Origin of the sequence: Paenibacillus pinisoli, from assembly GCF_003605435.1 — a bacterium.
Classification (GTDB): Bacteria; Bacillota; Bacilli; order Paenibacillales; family Paenibacillaceae; genus Pristimantibacillus; species Pristimantibacillus pinisoli.
In genome coordinates this window covers 894,699-910,782 of sequence record NZ_QXQB01000001.1, presented here as the reverse complement: position 1 = coordinate 910,782, position 16,084 = coordinate 894,699, and the positions used below count along the sequence as shown (strand labels likewise).

12 protein-coding genes are annotated in these 16,084 nt (G+C 54.6%); 10 read left to right on the top strand and 2 right to left on the bottom strand.

Going from position 1 to position 16,084, the window contains the following annotated elements:
- Positions 1–11: 11 nt before the first annotated feature.
- The gene (locus D3P09_RS04355; protein WP_120108506.1) at positions 12–734 is read left to right on the top strand and encodes a class I SAM-dependent DNA methyltransferase; all 723 of its coding nucleotides are present in this window, start codon (positions 12–14) and stop codon (positions 732–734) included.
- Between the two features lie 354 nt (positions 735–1,088).
- On the opposite strand, the gene D3P09_RS04350 is transcribed toward D3P09_RS04355, so the two are convergent.
- Positions 1,089–1,310 (bottom strand): hypothetical protein, encoded by a 222-nt coding sequence (locus D3P09_RS04350; RefSeq protein ID WP_120107510.1) that lies wholly within the window; start codon positions 1,308–1,310, stop codon positions 1,089–1,091.
- 290 nt (positions 1,311–1,600) lie between these two features.
- Between D3P09_RS04350 and nrdI the strand changes: the two genes are divergently transcribed.
- The 6 genes from nrdI to D3P09_RS04320 all read left to right on the top strand — a co-directional run bounded on the left by nrdI (position 1,601) and on the right by D3P09_RS04320 (position 7,904).
- Complete coding sequence (gene nrdI, locus D3P09_RS04345) at positions 1,601–1,960, top strand: class Ib ribonucleoside-diphosphate reductase assembly flavoprotein NrdI (protein WP_120107508.1); 360 nt, start codon at positions 1,601–1,603, stop codon at positions 1,958–1,960.
- Entirely contained in the window at positions 1,947–4,031 is a 2,085-nt protein-coding gene (gene nrdE / locus D3P09_RS04340) for a class 1b ribonucleoside-diphosphate reductase subunit alpha (RefSeq protein WP_120107507.1), read from the top strand. The genes nrdI and nrdE overlap by 14 nt, the downstream gene beginning before the upstream one ends.
- 53 nt (positions 4,032–4,084) lie before the next feature.
- Positions 4,085–5,041 (top strand): class 1b ribonucleoside-diphosphate reductase subunit beta, encoded by a 957-nt coding sequence (gene nrdF / locus D3P09_RS04335; protein WP_120107505.1) that lies wholly within the window; start codon positions 4,085–4,087, stop codon positions 5,039–5,041.
- A gap of 186 nt (positions 5,042–5,227) precedes the next feature.
- Positions 5,228–6,136, top strand: coding sequence for an HPr(Ser) kinase/phosphatase (gene hprK / locus D3P09_RS04330; protein ID WP_120107503.1), 909 nt, complete (start codon positions 5,228–5,230; stop codon positions 6,134–6,136).
- 192 nt (positions 6,137–6,328) lie between these two features.
- Entirely contained in the window at positions 6,329–6,781 is a 453-nt protein-coding gene (locus D3P09_RS04325; protein ID WP_120107502.1) for a GyrI-like domain-containing protein, read from the top strand.
- A 319-nt stretch (positions 6,782–7,100) separates the two neighbouring features.
- Positions 7,101–7,904, top strand: a complete 804-nt coding sequence (locus tag D3P09_RS04320) for a PhzF family phenazine biosynthesis protein (protein WP_120107500.1) — start codon at positions 7,101–7,103, stop codon at positions 7,902–7,904.
- Between the two features lie 1,050 nt (positions 7,905–8,954).
- Here the strand turns inward: D3P09_RS04320 and D3P09_RS04315 are convergent.
- Positions 8,955–10,127, bottom strand: coding sequence for a GGDEF domain-containing protein (locus D3P09_RS04315; protein ID WP_120107498.1), 1,173 nt, complete (start codon positions 10,125–10,127; stop codon positions 8,955–8,957).
- Between the two features lie 145 nt (positions 10,128–10,272).
- Here D3P09_RS04315 and D3P09_RS04310 point away from each other — a divergent pair, with 145 nt between their 5' ends.
- From D3P09_RS04310 to D3P09_RS04300, 3 genes are all read left to right on the top strand, one after another.
- Positions 10,273–11,412: a glycosyltransferase family 4 protein gene (locus D3P09_RS04310; protein WP_120107497.1), complete on the top strand. Its 1,140-nt coding sequence runs from the start codon at positions 10,273–10,275 to the stop codon at positions 11,410–11,412.
- Between the two features lie 83 nt (positions 11,413–11,495).
- Entirely contained in the window at positions 11,496–12,788 is a 1,293-nt protein-coding gene (locus D3P09_RS04305; protein ID WP_120107495.1) for a metallophosphoesterase family protein, read from the top strand.
- A gap of 47 nt (positions 12,789–12,835) precedes the next feature.
- Positions 12,836–16,078, top strand: coding sequence for an AAA family ATPase (locus tag D3P09_RS04300; RefSeq protein ID WP_120107493.1), 3,243 nt, complete (start codon positions 12,836–12,838; stop codon positions 16,076–16,078).
- The last annotated feature ends 6 nt before the right edge of the window (positions 16,079–16,084 follow it).

Genomic DNA, 16,084 nt, shown 5'->3' with positions numbered 1-16,084 from the left:
ACGACCAGCTGATGGAGGATATGCCCTACGCCGAATGGCTGGGATTCGCCCGGGCTAGCTGGTCGCGCTACGGCATGCCGGCTTCTGTCGTCGATCTGGGCTGCGGCACGGGCAGCTTGTCTATTCCGCTGGCTCGCTCCGGCTTCCATGTGTACGGCATCGATCTGTCGGCCGATATGCTGTCCGTCGCCCGCAGCAAGTGGGAGGAGACGCCTCAGCAGGCGATACGGCCCCGTACAGGCACGATCCGCTGGCTGCAGCAGGATATGCGCCGCTGGGAGATGGCAGAGCCTGTAGACTCCGTCATCTCTTTCTGCGACTGTCTGAATTACTTGACGGAGGAAGCGGATGTGGAGGCGGCATTCCGATCCACCTTCGCTGCGCTGAAGCCTGGCGGGACGTTCCTGTTCGATATGCATCCGCCCAAGCAATTCATCCGTTATGCGGAGGAGCAGCCGTTCGTTCTCGACGAGCGTGACATTGCGTATATCTGGACTTGCGACTTCCAGGAATCCCGCTGCCAGATCGAGCATCATCTCACTATCTTCGCCCGCGACAGGGATGCCTCCTTCTACCGCTTCGAGGAGACGCACCGGCAGCGCGCTTATGACCCGGAGTGGGTAGTAGAGGCGCTGCGGCGAGCAGGATTTCAGACGGTGGACCGTTATGCGGACTTCGAACTGAAACCTGCCGATGACCGTTCGGAGCGATTGTTTTTTGCGGCAATCAAATAAAGATAACAAAGCCCCCGGCGCGGCGACGCGGCGGGGGCTTTGTTGTATATGCAGCTGTCATCGTGCATGATCGAAGTTTCTAAGGCGCTCCGCTCCCTCTGCAATGCGTTGCGTCTTGCGCAGCCACTATGAGTGAGGGGCAGCTCCCGGAGCGCATATGCAGCCGTATGGCGCATCATAAGCATAGTCCCATGACCTTGGGTCTGCGTCTTGCCGGAGGCTGTCGAAGAAGGAGATTTGAGGCCGAAACGCGCCTTCTTTCTTCTATTATAAAACACAAAGAAAATTCGCCATAATTCGACAGATTGATAATTGTGCAGAATAGAGCTGTGGCTATCCGGTAAGCTGTTGCGGCTACTCTCTCAGCGCATCCTTGAGACGGCTGTTCATCGACGCGGCAGACGACGCTCTTCGCGCGGCAGCATCTCTGAACTTCCGGTTCTCGTCCTCCAGCCGCTTGCATTTCGCCTCCAAATCGGACAGGTAGGCCAGCAGTCCCGACCCCTCGCGGCCGGCTTCACGGAGCAATTGCTGAAGCTCCAGGCGTGCTTCCTCCGGTAATAATTTGTTCTCCATGGGTACCTCCAAGATAGCTATAAAATGTCACTATCCCATCATAGCTGTATCTGTTAAAATAGTCGAGTGCGTCTAAAAAAGCTTTCAAAAAAGGATTAATAGTTTCTCCATAATTTTCATTGACGGGACCTATATCTTGATGTAAAATCAAAAACAGCAACTAGATGTTGATGCATATAGCGGTTTTCAACATCTAGCACTAGTATATTGTATCGAAGCGCGTCTGCCCGCTAAGCGGCGGTCAGAAGCGCTTTTTGATTGCTGAAATTCAGTAAGGGAGCGGGAGCGCGGTGCTAGTTGTCTATGATTCCAAAACAGGCAATGTCAAACGTTTCATCAACAAACTGAATATGCGTGCAGTACCGATTGACGAGCAAAGACAAGTGGACGAGCCGTTCGTGCTGGTCACTTATACAACCGGGTTCGGTCAAGTGCCGGAGAAGGTCAATTCCTTCCTTGCGACGAACCACAATATGCTGCGCGGGGTATCCGCAAGCGGCAATCGCAATTGGGGACCGGGCTTCGCGAAGAGCGCGGACACCATTTCTCAGAAGTATGATGTACCTGTCATTTTGAAGTTTGAATTATCGGGAACGAGTCAAGATACGTTACAATTTGTCGAAAGGGTGCAGGCAATTGAAGCATATTGAATTAAACAATGAATTGATGCAGCGCGGAGCGGACGGCTTCTACCAGCTGGAGAAAGACAAAGAAGCGGTGAAGGCGTTCATGGCGGAAGTGGAAGAGAAAAGCGTGAAATTCCCTTCCTTGCGGGAGAAGCTGGACTACCTGATCGAGAACGACTACTATGATAACGTTTTCGAGAAGTATACATATGAGCAAGTAGAGGCTGTATTCAACCTGACGGCGAACAGCGGCTTCGAGTTCCAATCGTATATGGCGGCGTCCAAGTTCTACAAGGACTACGCGATGAAGACGAACAACAAAGCTCAATATCTGGAGCAATACGCGGATCGCGTAGCGATCGTGGCGCTGAGCCTGGGCGAAGGTGATGCAGACCGTGCGCTTCGCATCGCGGAAGCGATGATTGAACAGCGTCTGCAGCCGGCAACGCCGACATTCCTGAATGCGGGCAAGAGCCGCCGCGGCGAGATGGTATCGTGCTTCCTGCTGGAGATGGACGATTCTCTCAACTCCATTAACTATGTGCTTGGGACATGCATGCAGCTGTCCAAAATCGGCGGCGGCGTAGCTGTCAACCTGTCCAAGCTGCGCGGACGCGGCGAGCCGATCAAAGGCGTAGAGGGCGCGGCGAAGGGCATCATGCCGGTGCTGAAGCTGATGGAGGACGCATTCTCCTACGCGGACCAAATGGGCCAGCGCAAAGGCTCCGGAGCAGGCTACTACAACATTTTCGGCTGGGATATCATCGAGTTCCTGGATTGCAAAAAAATTAACGCGGACGAGAAATCCCGCATCAAGACGCTGTCTATCGGCCTGATCATTCCGAACAAATTCTATGAGCTGGCTGCACAGAACCGTCCTCTGGTTGTATTCGGACCTTATTCGGTACAGAAGGCATATGGCCAGCATCTGGACGACATGGACATGGATGAGATGTACGAGGAATTGCTTGCGAACGACCTGGTAACGAAGAAAACGGTTATGAACGCGCGCGACATGCTGACGAAGATTGCTTCCATTCAGCTGGAATCCGGTTATCCGTACATTATGAACAAATCCAATGCGAACAGCGTGCATGCGCTGAAGGATATCGGCTCCATCAAGATGTCCAACCTTTGTACAGAAATCTTCCAATTGCAAGAAACGTCCGAAATCAACGACTACGGCTTCGACGACGTTATTCGCCGCGACATCAGCTGCAACCTGGCGTCTCTCAATATAGTCAACGTAATGGAGCGCGGCAAAGTCAAGGAATCCGTTCATGTGGGCATCGAAGCTTTGACGACGGTCAGCGACCTGTCGAAGATCGACAACGCGCCGGGCGTGCGCAAAGCGAACGAGGAGCTTCACTCCGTCGGCCTTGGCGCGATGAACCTGAACGGCTACCTGGCGAAGAACAAAATCGCTTACGAAAGCGACGAGGCAAAAGACTTCGCGAGCGCGTTCTTCATGATGATGAACTTCTACTCCCTGGAGAAGAGCATGGAGATTGCGAAGGAACGCGGCGAGACGTTCAAAAACTTCGACCGTTCCGAATATGCGAAGGGCACGTACTTCACGCGCTACATGGAGACGGACTACCGTCCGAAGACAGCACGCGTGCAAGAATTGTTCGAGGGCATCTACATCCCATCCCCAGAGGATTGGGCAGAGCTGAAGGACAAAGTACAGCAGCACGGCTTGTACCATGCATACCGTCTGGCCATTGCGCCTACGCAAAGCATTTCCTATATCCAGAACGCGACATCCAGCGTAATGCCGATCGTCGAGCATATCGAGACGCGCACATACGCCAACTCGACAACGTATTACCCGATGCCTTACCTGTCGCAGGATAATTTCTTCTACTACAAATCGGCGTACAACATCAATCAGTTCAAGCTGATCGATCTGATCGCCGAGATCGGACAGCATATCGACCAAGGCATCTCCAGCGTTCTGCACGTGAACAGCAACGTAACGACTCGCGAACTTGCGCGTTTCTACGTCTATGCCGCTCAGAAGGGCCTTAAGTCGCTGTACTACACGCGGACGAAGCGCCTGTCTGTCGAAGAATGCACAAGCTGCGCCGTTTAATCCGGCTGATGAATGTACTATAGATTATGTAGCAAAGAAGGAGCATGCCTACTATGAAAGCAGTTAACTGGAATCGCCCGGACGATGATTTCACGCTAACGTTCTGGCAGCAGAATGTCATGCAATTTTGGACGGACGAAGAAATTCCGTTATCCGATGATAAAATGGACTGGATGCAAATGACGGACGACGAGCGCACGCTGTACAAAAACGTGCTCGGCGGCCTGACCTTGCTTGATACGATACAAGGCGGCGTCGGCATGCCGAAAATTCTGGAGCATGTGGACGGCTTGCAGCGCAAGGCTGTGCTTTCCTTCATGTCCATGATGGAGCAAATCCACGCCAAGTCCTACAGCAGCATCTTCACGACGCTGGCTTCCGGCGAAGAGATCGACGCGATCTTCAAGTGGGTGGAGGACAACCCTCAGCTGCAGAAGAAAGCGAATCTGATCGCTTCCTGGTACACGAACATTACGGGCCCGCAAGAGCTGTACAAGGCGATGGCGGCATCCGTATTCCTGGAGAGCTACTTGTTCTACAGCGGCTTTTTCTATCCGCTGTATCTGGCTGGTCAAGGCAAAATGACAAGCAGCGGCGAGATCATCGACTTGATCCTGCGCGACGAGAGCATCCACGGCCTGTATGTCGGCGTGCTCGCTCAAGAGCTGTTCGCGACGTTCACGCCTGAAGAGCAAGCTTCGTTGCAAGCTGAAGTGTATGCACTTCTGAACGTGCTGTACGAGAACGAAGTGATCTACACGGACGATCTGTATGGCACGCTTGGCCTGGAAGAGGAAGTGAAGGCTTACGTCCGCTACAATGCGAACAAAGCGCTCATGAACCTTGGCATGGAGCCGCATTTCCCGGAGGAGCCGGTCAACCCGATCGTATTCAATGGCATCAGCACACATACGAAGCAGCATGACTTCTTCTCCAAGAAGGGCAACGGCTACGTTCGCACGATTCACGTCGAGCCGCTGAACGACGATGATTTTGTCTTTAACTTCTAATTCGAAAGCTTGACTCATAGAATCATATAGGATCGCTCCTGACTATGCCTGATGGCAAGGCGGGGGCGATTTTTGCAAGATAGAAGGTTCTCTAGTAAGCTGGTAATAGAAGAGGAAATGTGTGCTGGAGAAGTTATTCCTATCGATATGATGCGGCAATGGTCGAAAATGGGGGGATCGGGGATCATGAAGTCTATTGCAGTAAGGGAACTGGCAAGCCGCCTTAACCTGGAGGTGCTCGTAGGCTCCGAGCATCTGGACCGAAAAATATTGAAAGCCCGCGCTTATCGGCCGGGCCTGGAGTTTATGGGTTATTTTGATTTCTTCCCGCAGGAGCATGTGCAAATATTGGGCAAAAAAGAAATTACGTATCTTCACCGTCTAACGGAGGATGAGCGCAATTTCCATATTGGCAACATCGTCAAGTATCATCCGCCGTGCTTCATCGTAACCGCTGGCCAGGAAGGGCTGAAATACCTGACGAAGCATTGTGTGGAGGAAGGCATTCCGCTGCTGAGGACGCAGGAGCCAACCGCTGCATTCGTAGGCATGCTGGATGCTTATCTGCTGAAAGGCTTGGCGCCGGAGATTGCCGTTCACGGTGTCTGTCTGAACGTATCGGGCATCGGCATCCTGCTGCGCGGCAAATCCGGCGTAGGCAAGAGCGAGACCGCTCACACGCTCATCCGGCGCGGGCACCGGCTGGTCGCCGACGATATTGTCGTGCTCAAGAAGCTGAGCTCTCAGACGCTGCTGGGCAGCCATAACGAGAAGTCGAAGGAATTTCTTGCGCTGCGAAGCGTAGGGCTGGTGAATGTTGTCCGCTTGTACGGCCGGAAGGCGTTCCAGGACGAGACGCGCATCACGCTAGATATCGAGCTGACGCGTTGGCGCGAGAACGATCTGAACAATGATCTGGATTTGGAGCCTAGCTTTGTAGAATATATGGGCGTTCAGATCCCTCACTTCGAGATTCAGCTGCAGCCGGGACGCGATGTGGCGGGCCTGATCGAAGCGGCAGCGAACAACTGGTATTTGAAGCAGCAGGGTTATAGCGCGGTCGAAGATTTTATGAAGCGGCTGGAATGCGATTAAACTATTGGAGCTGTTCACAAAGGCTACAAACGATTATTTTCGAAAAAACTATCCTTTAAATGGGAATTCATGCTACACTAACGTTGTGCAAGCTCATCCTACGGTATCGTATTGCTGATGAAGAGCTGCCGGTTGCCAGCCAATGCCTTCGATACCGGTTTTGTTCGACAAAACATTAAGGAGGAACAAAGCGTGGAAAACTGCTCGATTGTCATCAAGCCTGCTTTGCAACTCGTTGGAATCAGTTATTGCGGTCCGTATTCATCCTTCCCGGATGAGGCGATCCGGCTGCAGACCGAGTTTCTTGCCAGAAAGCATGAATTGAACGATAATGTGAAGTCGACTGTGCTGTACAGCCCTTACTTCGGGAATGAAGCATTTGCTACGTATTGGGCCTGCAACGAGGTTCATCATATGGATGAAGTGCCGGAAGGCATGGTGCAGATTACGATCCCTGCCCATCGCTACGCGATGGTCGCCAGCTCCAACAAACGGATCGGCGAAGGCTATGAGCAACTGCATGCCTGGATGAACGAGAAGGAGCTGCAGAAGGACGACCAAGCCGTCTCCTTGGAGCTGTTCTATATCGACGAGCAGCATTGGGAGGAGGAGCCTGTCGAGCTTCTGATTCCGCTTAAGGACTAACGATACAAAGAGCTTGCGAGAGCAGGTTCTTTTTTTTGTAAATGCATTACCTTAGAATGATGCTTCGACGGGGATACGGGATTTTAAGTTATATGGAAGCTCAGGTGCGGAAGTGATGGTCGAGCCCCGTCAAGCAGAGAAGCACTGCGCGCTGAGAGATGCGAGTGATGCCTTTGATGCGGCTGTTGGTTGGGCCATCTATTGGGGCTGACGGCTGTCTAACCGGTTGCTTAGCCGCCCCTCGCGAATCTCCCATCGCGAGGGGCGGCGTCGCATGAAGGTTGTTTCGATTAATGTCTATTAAAGAGGAGGTCGCAATATGGGTGCGGCGTTGCATATTATAGATGCATTTTCATCTGAACGCTTTAAAGGAAATCCGGCTGCAGTTTGTTTATTGGAGGAGATAATATCCGATTCGCGCATGCAGGAGATTGCGGCTGAGATGAATCTGTCGGAGACGGCGTTTGTATGGCCGGGAGAAGAGGGTTACACGCTGCGTTGGTTCACGCCGAAGGCGGAGGTAGACTTATGCGGACATGCGACGCTTGCGGCAGCTCATACCTTGTGGGACTCAGGAAAGCTGGCAGAGACCGAGAAAGCGGTCTTTCATACGAAAAGCGGTGTTTTGACGGTGGAACGGGACGGGGAGTGGGCGAATATGGACTTTCCTGCTGAACCGGTACAGCCTGTGAATGCGCCGAAAGAGCTGATTGAAGCGCTGGGACTTATTCCGCGCTATGTCGGCCGCAACCGGATGGATTATTTGGTCGAGGTGGATAGCGAGGCTACGGTAAGATCGCTTCAGCCGGATTTTCAGCTGCTGAGATCGATGCAGACCAGAGGCGTAATCGTGACAAGCGCAGCGGATAAGAGGGCTGAGGGAGCGAGCTATCATTTTGTATCGCGCGCATTTTTCCCGGGGATCGGCGTCAACGAAGATCCGGTAACGGGTTCGGCTCATTGTGCGCTGGCACCTTACTGGAGCAAACGGCTCCGCCGTGACGACCTGATCGGCTACCAAGCCTCCGAACGAGGCGGCTGCGTCCGTGTACAAATGAGAGGCGACCGTGTGCTGCTGTCCGGACAAGCCGTCAGAGTGCTCCGCGGCGAGCTGGCGGATTGAGCGGCTGGCAGAGCAGAGTGAGACAACTAATTAGATGCAGCGGTTGCTGGCTGTGATTCATGACTTAGCGTGTCCGAGCAGGGTGGCATTGCAGATTCAAGCGGAGAAACTCGGCTTAGCGCGTGGAAAGTAACTGGCGGGAGTGCTGCAGTCCGAGTAACTCGGCTTAGCGCTAAGAAAGTAACTGGCGGGAGCCCTGCACCCCGAGAAACTCGGCTTAGCGCGCGGGAAAGTAGCTGGCGGGAGTGCTGCAGACCGAGAAACTCGGCTTAGCGCGCAGAAAGTAACTGGCGGGAGCCCTGCACCCCGAGAAACTCGGCTTAGAGCGTGGAAAGTAACTGGCGGGAGTGCTGCAGTCCGAGAAACTCGGCTTAGAACGTGGAAAGTAACTGGTGGGAGTGCTGCAGTCCGAGAAACTCGGCTTAGCGCGTGGAAAGTAACTGGCGGGAGTGCTGCAGGCCGAGAAACTCGGCTTAGCGCGTGGAAAGTAACTGGCGGGAGTGCTGCAGCCCGAGAAACTCGGCTTAGCGCGTGGAAGGTAACTGGCGGGAGTGCTGCAGTCCGAGAAACTCGGCTTAGCGCGCGGGAAAGTAGCTGGCGGGAGTACTGCAGTCCGAGAAACTCGGCTTAGCGCGTGGAAAGTAACTGGCGGGAGTGCTGCAGTCCGAGAAACTCGGCTTAGCTCGCAGGAAAGTAACTGGCGGGAGTGCTGCAGTCCGAGAAACTCGGCTTAGCGCGCGGAAAGAAGCTTGTGATAGTAGCAGTAAACCACGTTCACGGCTTTAAGGAGCCTGAGGTGCGCTCTCTGTGTAGCAGCAAGCCGTGTTTCACGGCTTACAGAGCCCTAGCCAATCTCCCGAGTAGCTGGATTCTCGCAAGACGCTTCACACATCAATCAAGATGTTGCCAAACCGCTAGATTAAACAAGCCGCAGCGCAACGGAGTCGTACAAAGGTCAATACACATATCCACCGTTACGCATCCATCCCCAGGCGTTCAAACAAAAAGGGAAGTGTCTGCATGATAACATGCGGATGCTTCCCTTGTTCGTTATACGCTCATTCCCCTCTTGGCGGCGGGAATGGATTTATAGGCGGTGACGCGGTTTTTGCCGTTGGTCTTGGAATAGTACATGGCCTCGTCGGCCAGCTTGACCAGCTCCTGAACGCTGCTGGAGTCCTTCGTCGTGCTGAACCCGACGCTGATTGTGACCATGGTCTCTTCCTCAACGCGCCTGCGGATCGACTCTGCGACGATCTCCGGCTTGACGCGGTCCGTGCTGATGCAGGCCAGCAGCTCCTCGCCTCCGTAACGGCCGGCAGCGCCGATGCCGCTTGCTTCTTCCTTAATAATCTCGGCGACGCGCTTCAGCACCCCGTCCGCCTTGTGATGGCCTTGCGTATCGTTCAGCTTCTTGAAGTTATCGATATCGCAGAAGATGACTGCCGCCGATTTGCTGCTCGCCAGCAAGCCATCCGCTTTGGAGCTGAAATGGCGGCGATTGTACAAGCCCGTCAAGCCGTCGACGATCGAAGATTGATAAGTCGACATCAGCCGATCGATGACCCACTCGAACAACAGCATGAACAGAAGCGAGAAATAGAGAATCGGCATCAGCATCGCCAGCAGGAGCAGCCACGTCTGGGAACCGCTGAAGACATAAGCATCCGCGACTCGCGCCAGCTCGTAAATGAAGAAGACAACAAGACTCGAATAATATTTGCCGTTCATGTCGGCGCTTCGCGTTGCCAGCAATATAATAAGAGTAACGACAATGCTGTACACATCAAGCATCGGGAAAGCGAAGTCGCCGGCTAACCTGTCCATGCCTTCGAACGGCTGGATGGCCACTTGTACGGCTGCCAGTCCTGCCGTTACAAGCGACATGATCGCAAAAGGGACAATTCGAAGCTGCGCGGACCGGTAAGTATACAATTTCATGAACACAAAGTTTATAATAATAAAGGAAACGATATGCAGCACATCCGACAGCAGGTAGAGCCACGGCGAGAGATTCCAGCCGGGAAACGCCAGCGCAACGAGCGCGCCTTGTCTAATTATGCTAAGCGAGATGGCTGTGATAAGCAGCCTGTATGTATGTTTGTTGCGGTAGCTTACGTATAGCTTGATAGACATGAATAGCATCAGTATCAAAATGACGATTACCGATGAAGATGAAAATAATTGTCCGTTCGGGCCTGTCAGCCATTGCATGATTGTCATCGTCCGACCACCAATATTGTAGGATAAGTAGCAAACTTTACAGAAACATACGTTCTATTATATCATATTTCAGTAGATGTTGAAGCCGGAAGTTAACGAGCATTCGAAGCGATTACCGCTTTAGAACCTATCAGGAGCTGGACAAATGAATATACTGCAAGCATTGTTTTTTCCGCCGGAACAGCCCGGCGGCGTATCGTCCATGGTCCCTTACATTCAAGAGAGATTCCTTAAGCTTGGCTGGGGAATGGAATTGTTCTCCCTTCCGAAGCGCGTCAGGAACAAAGGCCAGGAAGAGGTCAAGTTCCGGACTTTTGACCATACCCCTTATATCGGCAATCCGCTCGTAGATAAATATATCCAGACTTATAAAGATTACGTATGGTGGACACGGATGCGCATCCAGAAGCCCTACGATATTATTCACGCGCATCATCCGATCGCTGCGATGGTCATGAAGGACTTGTTCCCTGATACGCCTCTAGTCATGACGCTTCATTCCAGCTATGAGCGTGAGCTGATGCTGAACGGGAAAATCCAGGAGGGGAGCGTGGAGCACCGGTTCCTCACCTCAATCTATCGGGAGCTGGAGTTCAAGGCTGACAAGCTGATGACAGCGTCGGAGTCGTTCCGCTCTTATCTCGCTCCTTATATTGATCATCCCGAGCGCATCAAGGTCATTCCGAACGGCTTTGACGAGAAGCGGTTCAAGCCTATCGCCCATGAGAATGAAGTGACGCAGCTGATTACCGTATGCCGCCTTGTTCCCGCAAAAGGCCTTGACGTGCTGCTGCATGCCTGCGCGGAGCTGAAGCGAAGGGGCTGCCCTTTCGTGCTTCATATTATCGGCGACGGTCCAATTCGCGAAGAGCTGGAGCTGCTTGCCCAGCAGCTTGATCTGTACGATGACATTATCTTCTACGGGTACATGCTTCATCCGGAGGAGTTCATGCCGTTTTTTGACGTGTTCGTATTGCCGTCGCGAGCAGAGGCGTTCGGCTCTGTATTTGCCGAAGCGGCGTTATGCTGGCTGGCCCTTGTAGGCACGAATGTCGGGGGGATTGCGGAGCAGATCGAGGACGGCGTGAACGGCTTGCTCGTGCCGCCTGAAGATCCGGGCGCGCTTGCCGAAGCGCTGGAGAAAGTGATCGTCGATCCGACGTATCGCTATAATTTGGCCCGAACTGGCTGGGACAAGGCGAAAAAAGCCTATTCGCTGCAGCGCGTTATTTCTCAGCTGAAGAAAGTGTACAACGAAGTGAACACTGGAGCTAAACCAGAGTAGCACCCTGTTTTTTACAGGTTTGCTGAGGGTTTATAACATTCATATCATTATTGCGATTTAGAGTTGAAAAGGCTGGTGAGGGCATGAGTGTGTCATTTCGGTTCATCCACGCAGCCGACCTGCATCTGGACAGCCCGTTCAAAGGGCTGTCCAAGGCACCGGAGGCGGTGAGGAAAGGGCTGTCCGAATCGACGTTCGCCGCGCTGAGGAAGCTGACGGAACTGGCGATAGCGGAGAAGGTGGATTTTATGGTGATCGCCGGCGATCTATTCGACGAAGCCGACCGTTCTTTGCGCGCGCAGCTGGCTCTGCTTCAGGAGTGGAGGCGGCTGGCGACAGAGGGAATCCCGGTCTATGCCATACATGGCAATCACGATCACTTGGGCGGCAAGCGTGCGCAGATTGACCTTCCGCCGAATGTGCATATATTTGGCGCAGATAAGCCCTCAGGTGTACCTGCTTACCGGAGAAGCGGCGAGCTGGCCGCATATGTGTACGGCATGTCATACGGGGAGCGCGCCGAGACGCGCAATCTGGCCCTATCCTACAAGACAGTGGCGGAGGCGCCTTTCCATATCGCATTGCTTCACGGCAATGTGGGAAGCAATGGCGCACACGATCCGTATGCGCCATGTACGCTGGAGCAGCTTGTTGGCAGCGGCTTTGATTATTGGGCGCTCGGACATATTCACAAGCGCGAGGTGCTTCATGAATACCCGCATATTGCGTATTCGGGCAATCTTCAAGGGCGCAACCCGAAGGAGACCGGAGCCAAAGGCTGTTATGTAGTGGATGTAGCGCAGTCGGGCGGCGTCGAAATGCGGTTTGTGCCGCTCGATGAGGTGCGATGGCTGGAGGCAGACGTATCGATTGAAGGTATAGCTTCGGAGCGGGAGCTGCTTCGATTGTTAGAGCGGCGAATAGAGAAATGTGAAGAGAAGGAAAGTGGTTCTTCACTGATGCTGCGGCTGCGGATGACAGGCAGCGGGGAGCTTCATCGGCTGGTGAGTCAGCCGGCCTCGCTTGCGGCATGGCTTGAACAGCTGCAGGAGAGCCGGCCTCAGTCGTTCAGCGGTCCATGGACATATATCTATGATCTGTCATCGACGACAACGTCTCCGATGAATTGGGAGCTTCTGCAGGACGAAGACAGCTTTGCCGGGGAGCTGTTCCGGCTGGGCGCCAATCTCCGGCATAACGAGGCCCAGTGGCGAGAACTCGCTGAAGGTGCGATAGCGGATATGGCTCTACATCCCAAGCTGAACCGGCTTGGCCGCGAGAAATGGGATACGCTGCCGAAGGAATGGCTGCAGCAGGCAATGGAACTGACTTTAGAGTTGATGGCAGAAGACGGCGACCGGAATCGCCGAGCTTAAAGACACAGCGAATGTAATGCCCAATCGGCCATGCAGGAGGTAGCGGTATGAGGCTGCAAGAAGCTTACATAGAAGGATACGGAAGATTTCATAACCGGCGCCTGGACTTGGATGCGCCGGTTATCGTCATTTATGGACCAAATGAAGCGGGCAAAAGCACGCTGTTCGGTTTCGTGCGAACGATGCTGTACGGATTTGCAAGGCGTTCCCAGCCCGCTCTTCGTGCTGAACCGGTGTATGGCGTGCGGCATGGCGGAAGGCTTCTCTTCCAAGGAGAAGAAGGCCAATCCTATTATGTGCTGCGTCATGCGGATGAAGCGGGCGGCAAGCCAAGGCTGCGCAAGGCGGGCAATACTCATGGGGCGGTGCTCGAGCATGCAAGCCTGGAAGAGAGGCTGCTGGAGCAGCGTGAGTGGGAAACCGGTTATTTGGGCGGCGTTCAAGAGCGGCTGTTCCGCGGGTTGTATGCTATAACACTGACAGAGCTGCAGGAAGTGGGTATTTTGTCTGGCGCGGAGCTGGGCCGCCATCTCTATCAGGCAGGCTGGGAGAGCGGCGGCGCAGTTGCGGCTGCCGAGAAGGAAATCAGCCAGGAGCTGGAGCAGCTGTTCAAGCCCAAAGGGACCAACCAACGCGTGAATGCCAATCTGCGGAGGCTGGAGCAGCTTGAAGCGGAATGGAGAAGGCTTAACGACAATATTGAAGGCTACAATCAGTGCAAGCAGCATGAGGAAGCTGCTGTTAAGTCTCTGGAGGCTATAGTCGATCGGCTGCCGCAGCTGCAGCTGCGGCTCCGGTATTCGCAGAAGGCGCTTGCATCCAGACCGGCTTGGCTGCGCATGTGTCAGGCAGCCGCCGAGGCGGAGCAGTATCGTTATGCGGAATCGTTTCCGCTGGGTGCCGAGCAGGCTTGGCAGGAATGGCTGCGGAGGCGCCAGGAGATTGAAGCGAAGCGGGATGCGCTGAGGCAGGAAGCAGGGAGAACGGAGCGTCTGCTGGCAGAGCTGAGTTATGATGCAGGCTTGATCGCCAGAATGGCAGATGCGGAAGCGGCGCTTCAATCCGCTGAGCGCATGCATTCACTGAAGGATCAAGTATCGGAGTGGGATAGCGAGCTGGGCGTGCTGGATGAGTCAATCGGCGGATTGGTCATGAGCATCTCGCCGGAGTGGACGGAACGCCAGCTGCGCGAATTGCATGTCACGATCGGGGAGCGCGATTACGCGCGCAGCATGCAGGAGCGGGCGCAAGCGCTGCTCCGTCAAGAAGAGCGTCTGGCATCTGAGCTTGAGGCTCTGCGCTTGCAGGAGAGAGAGCTTGGCTCTCAGCTGGATGAAGCCAGGACGCGGCTGCAGCGGGCGAAGGAGACGCTTCAAGGCAGCGCGCAGGGCCGATTCACGCTCAGTCCGGACTCCAAGAGCAGCTTGATGGCAGCCTGGAACGAGCTTGACGATGCGCTGCGAGAATGGGAGATTGAGCTTGGAGCCGAAGCCGGAGCCGGAGCGCAATCAGGCACGAGGGGGACACGGCAAGTGTCTTCCGGCAAAGGGATGGCTGGAGCAATCATTGCGGCGACAGCCGCAGTGGCGCTTGGCGGGGCCGCTGCGCTCGGATGGCTGGGCGAAGCATCGATGCTTGGCGCAGCGGCAGCTGTTGGAGCCGGCGGAATTTCCATCGGCTTTTGGATCAGCTCGCGGGCAAGAGGCGGAGCTGCGGACCCAAGGTCTCGATCATTAGGTGGCGGCAGAGGCCGCGGCTCGATTCCGCAAGGCGAGCACCGGGTGCGCGAGGCGCTCGGGAGCATGATGAAAGATGCAGGGGAACGCTCTGAGGAGCTTCTGGAGCAATTTCGCCACAATGCTTCAAGAGATTCCGGGAGCATGCTTCGTTCGATGATTCGGCAAGAAGTGCAAGCGAGGGTCGAAGCTATCGGCGAATATGAATTGTGGCGCATGAGGCATGACGAGGCGGTGAGCCGTTTGGAGCGCCAACGCGAATCTGCCAGCGAGCGACAGGCTGCGGCGGACTTTCTTAAGCGACAGTCGGCAGAATTCACGAGACAGTGGCGAGAATGGCTGACTGAGCGGTCGCTTCAGCAATCCATGTCGCCTTCTGCGGCGCTGGAAGCGCTCGATCTTGCCGAGTCTGCGCTTGAGCAGTTGAAGCGTTATGACCGCTTGACGCTTCGCAGGGATGAAGCAAGTAAGGAGCTGACTCGCTATGAGCGCAAAGCGTCACAGCTATGCGAGGGCGTCGAGGCTGCCGAGCGCCTGCTGCATCAAGATTCGGCGTATGGCTTGCAAGCGCTGCTGGCCGAGTGCAGGAGGCATGCCGAAATCCGAAAGGAAAGCCTCCACTTGGAAGTGCGGCTAAGGGAGCTGAGCCTGGAACTGGCGGATGAAGAGAGCAAGCTTGCGGCTATTGCACAAGATATGGGCGCTGCGGTCAGTGAAGCGGGGCTTTCGCAGGAAGCGGAATATGCCGCTGCGCTGGAGCATCTTCGTCTGTGGAGGAGTCTGGAAGCTGAGAGGAATAGGCTGTACCTTGAGCTGACAGCCGGTCTTACGGAGGGCGATTGGAATGAGGTGGAGCAGCTTTTGCGGCATGCCGATGAAGAGATGTTGTCCTCTCGTATAGAGGAGCTGCGAGATGAGGAAGCTGCCTTAAACCTCGAGTATCAGGAGCTGCTGGAGCGTAAAGGCGCCTTGGGCGCGGTCATGGAGCAGCTGTTGCAGGAGGGCGAGCGCCAGCGTCTGGCAGCCGAGCGGGAGATGCTTCTGGCAGGGCTTGATGCGGATATGGAGCGTTATGCGGTATTGTCCGTGAGCCAATCGCTGATTGAAAGTACGAAGCGCATCTACGAGAAGGAGAAGCAGCCGATCGTCCTGCGCCATGCCTCTCATTACATGAGCAAGCTGACGGAAGGCCGGTACCTTAGAGTGAGCGCCGATCCGAACCGCTCAGGCATACGGGTTGAAGACAGGGAGAACAGCGTGCTCGATAGCGGCTTCTTAAGCCGCGGGACAGCGGAGCAGCTCTACCTGTCTATGCGGCTAGCGCTTGCGAAGGAATCCTCGCCGAGCCTCAAGCTTCCATTGCTGCTTGATGATCTCTTCGTCAATTTCGACGGCAACCGGCTCAAGGCTGCGGCAGATCTGGTGGCAGAGCTGTCGGGAGAACGCCAAATTTTGTTCTTCACTTGCCAGGAGCATACCAGGGATGCACTGCTAACGGCATGTCCGGCTGCCAAGCTCATCGCTCTTGATACAGCCGCAGCAGTTAACCTTTAGTTATAG

Bases quoted from the DNA above. Each gene is read 5' to 3' on its own strand.
- D3P09_RS04355 (WP_120108506.1), top strand. From the start codon at position 12: ATGGAGGATATGCCCTACGCCGAATGGCTGGGATTCGCCCGGGCTAGC.
- D3P09_RS04350 (WP_120107510.1), bottom strand. From the start codon at position 1,310: ATGGAGAACAAATTATTACCGGAGGAAGCACGCCTGGAGCTTCAGCAA.
- nrdF (WP_120107505.1), top strand. From the start codon at position 4,085: ATGAAAGCAGTTAACTGGAATCGCCCGGACGATGATTTCACGCTAACG.
- hprK (WP_120107503.1), top strand. From the start codon at position 5,228: ATGAAGTCTATTGCAGTAAGGGAACTGGCAAGCCGCCTTAACCTGGAG.
- D3P09_RS04320 (WP_120107500.1), top strand. From the start codon at position 7,101: ATGGGTGCGGCGTTGCATATTATAGATGCATTTTCATCTGAACGCTTT.
- D3P09_RS04315 (WP_120107498.1), bottom strand. From the start codon at position 10,127: ATGACAATCATGCAATGGCTGACAGGCCCGAACGGACAATTATTTTCA.
- D3P09_RS04310 (WP_120107497.1), top strand. From the start codon at position 10,273: ATGAATATACTGCAAGCATTGTTTTTTCCGCCGGAACAGCCCGGCGGC.
- D3P09_RS04305 (WP_120107495.1), top strand. From the start codon at position 11,496: ATGAGTGTGTCATTTCGGTTCATCCACGCAGCCGACCTGCATCTGGAC.
- D3P09_RS04300 (WP_120107493.1), top strand. From the start codon at position 12,836: ATGAGGCTGCAAGAAGCTTACATAGAAGGATACGGAAGATTTCATAAC.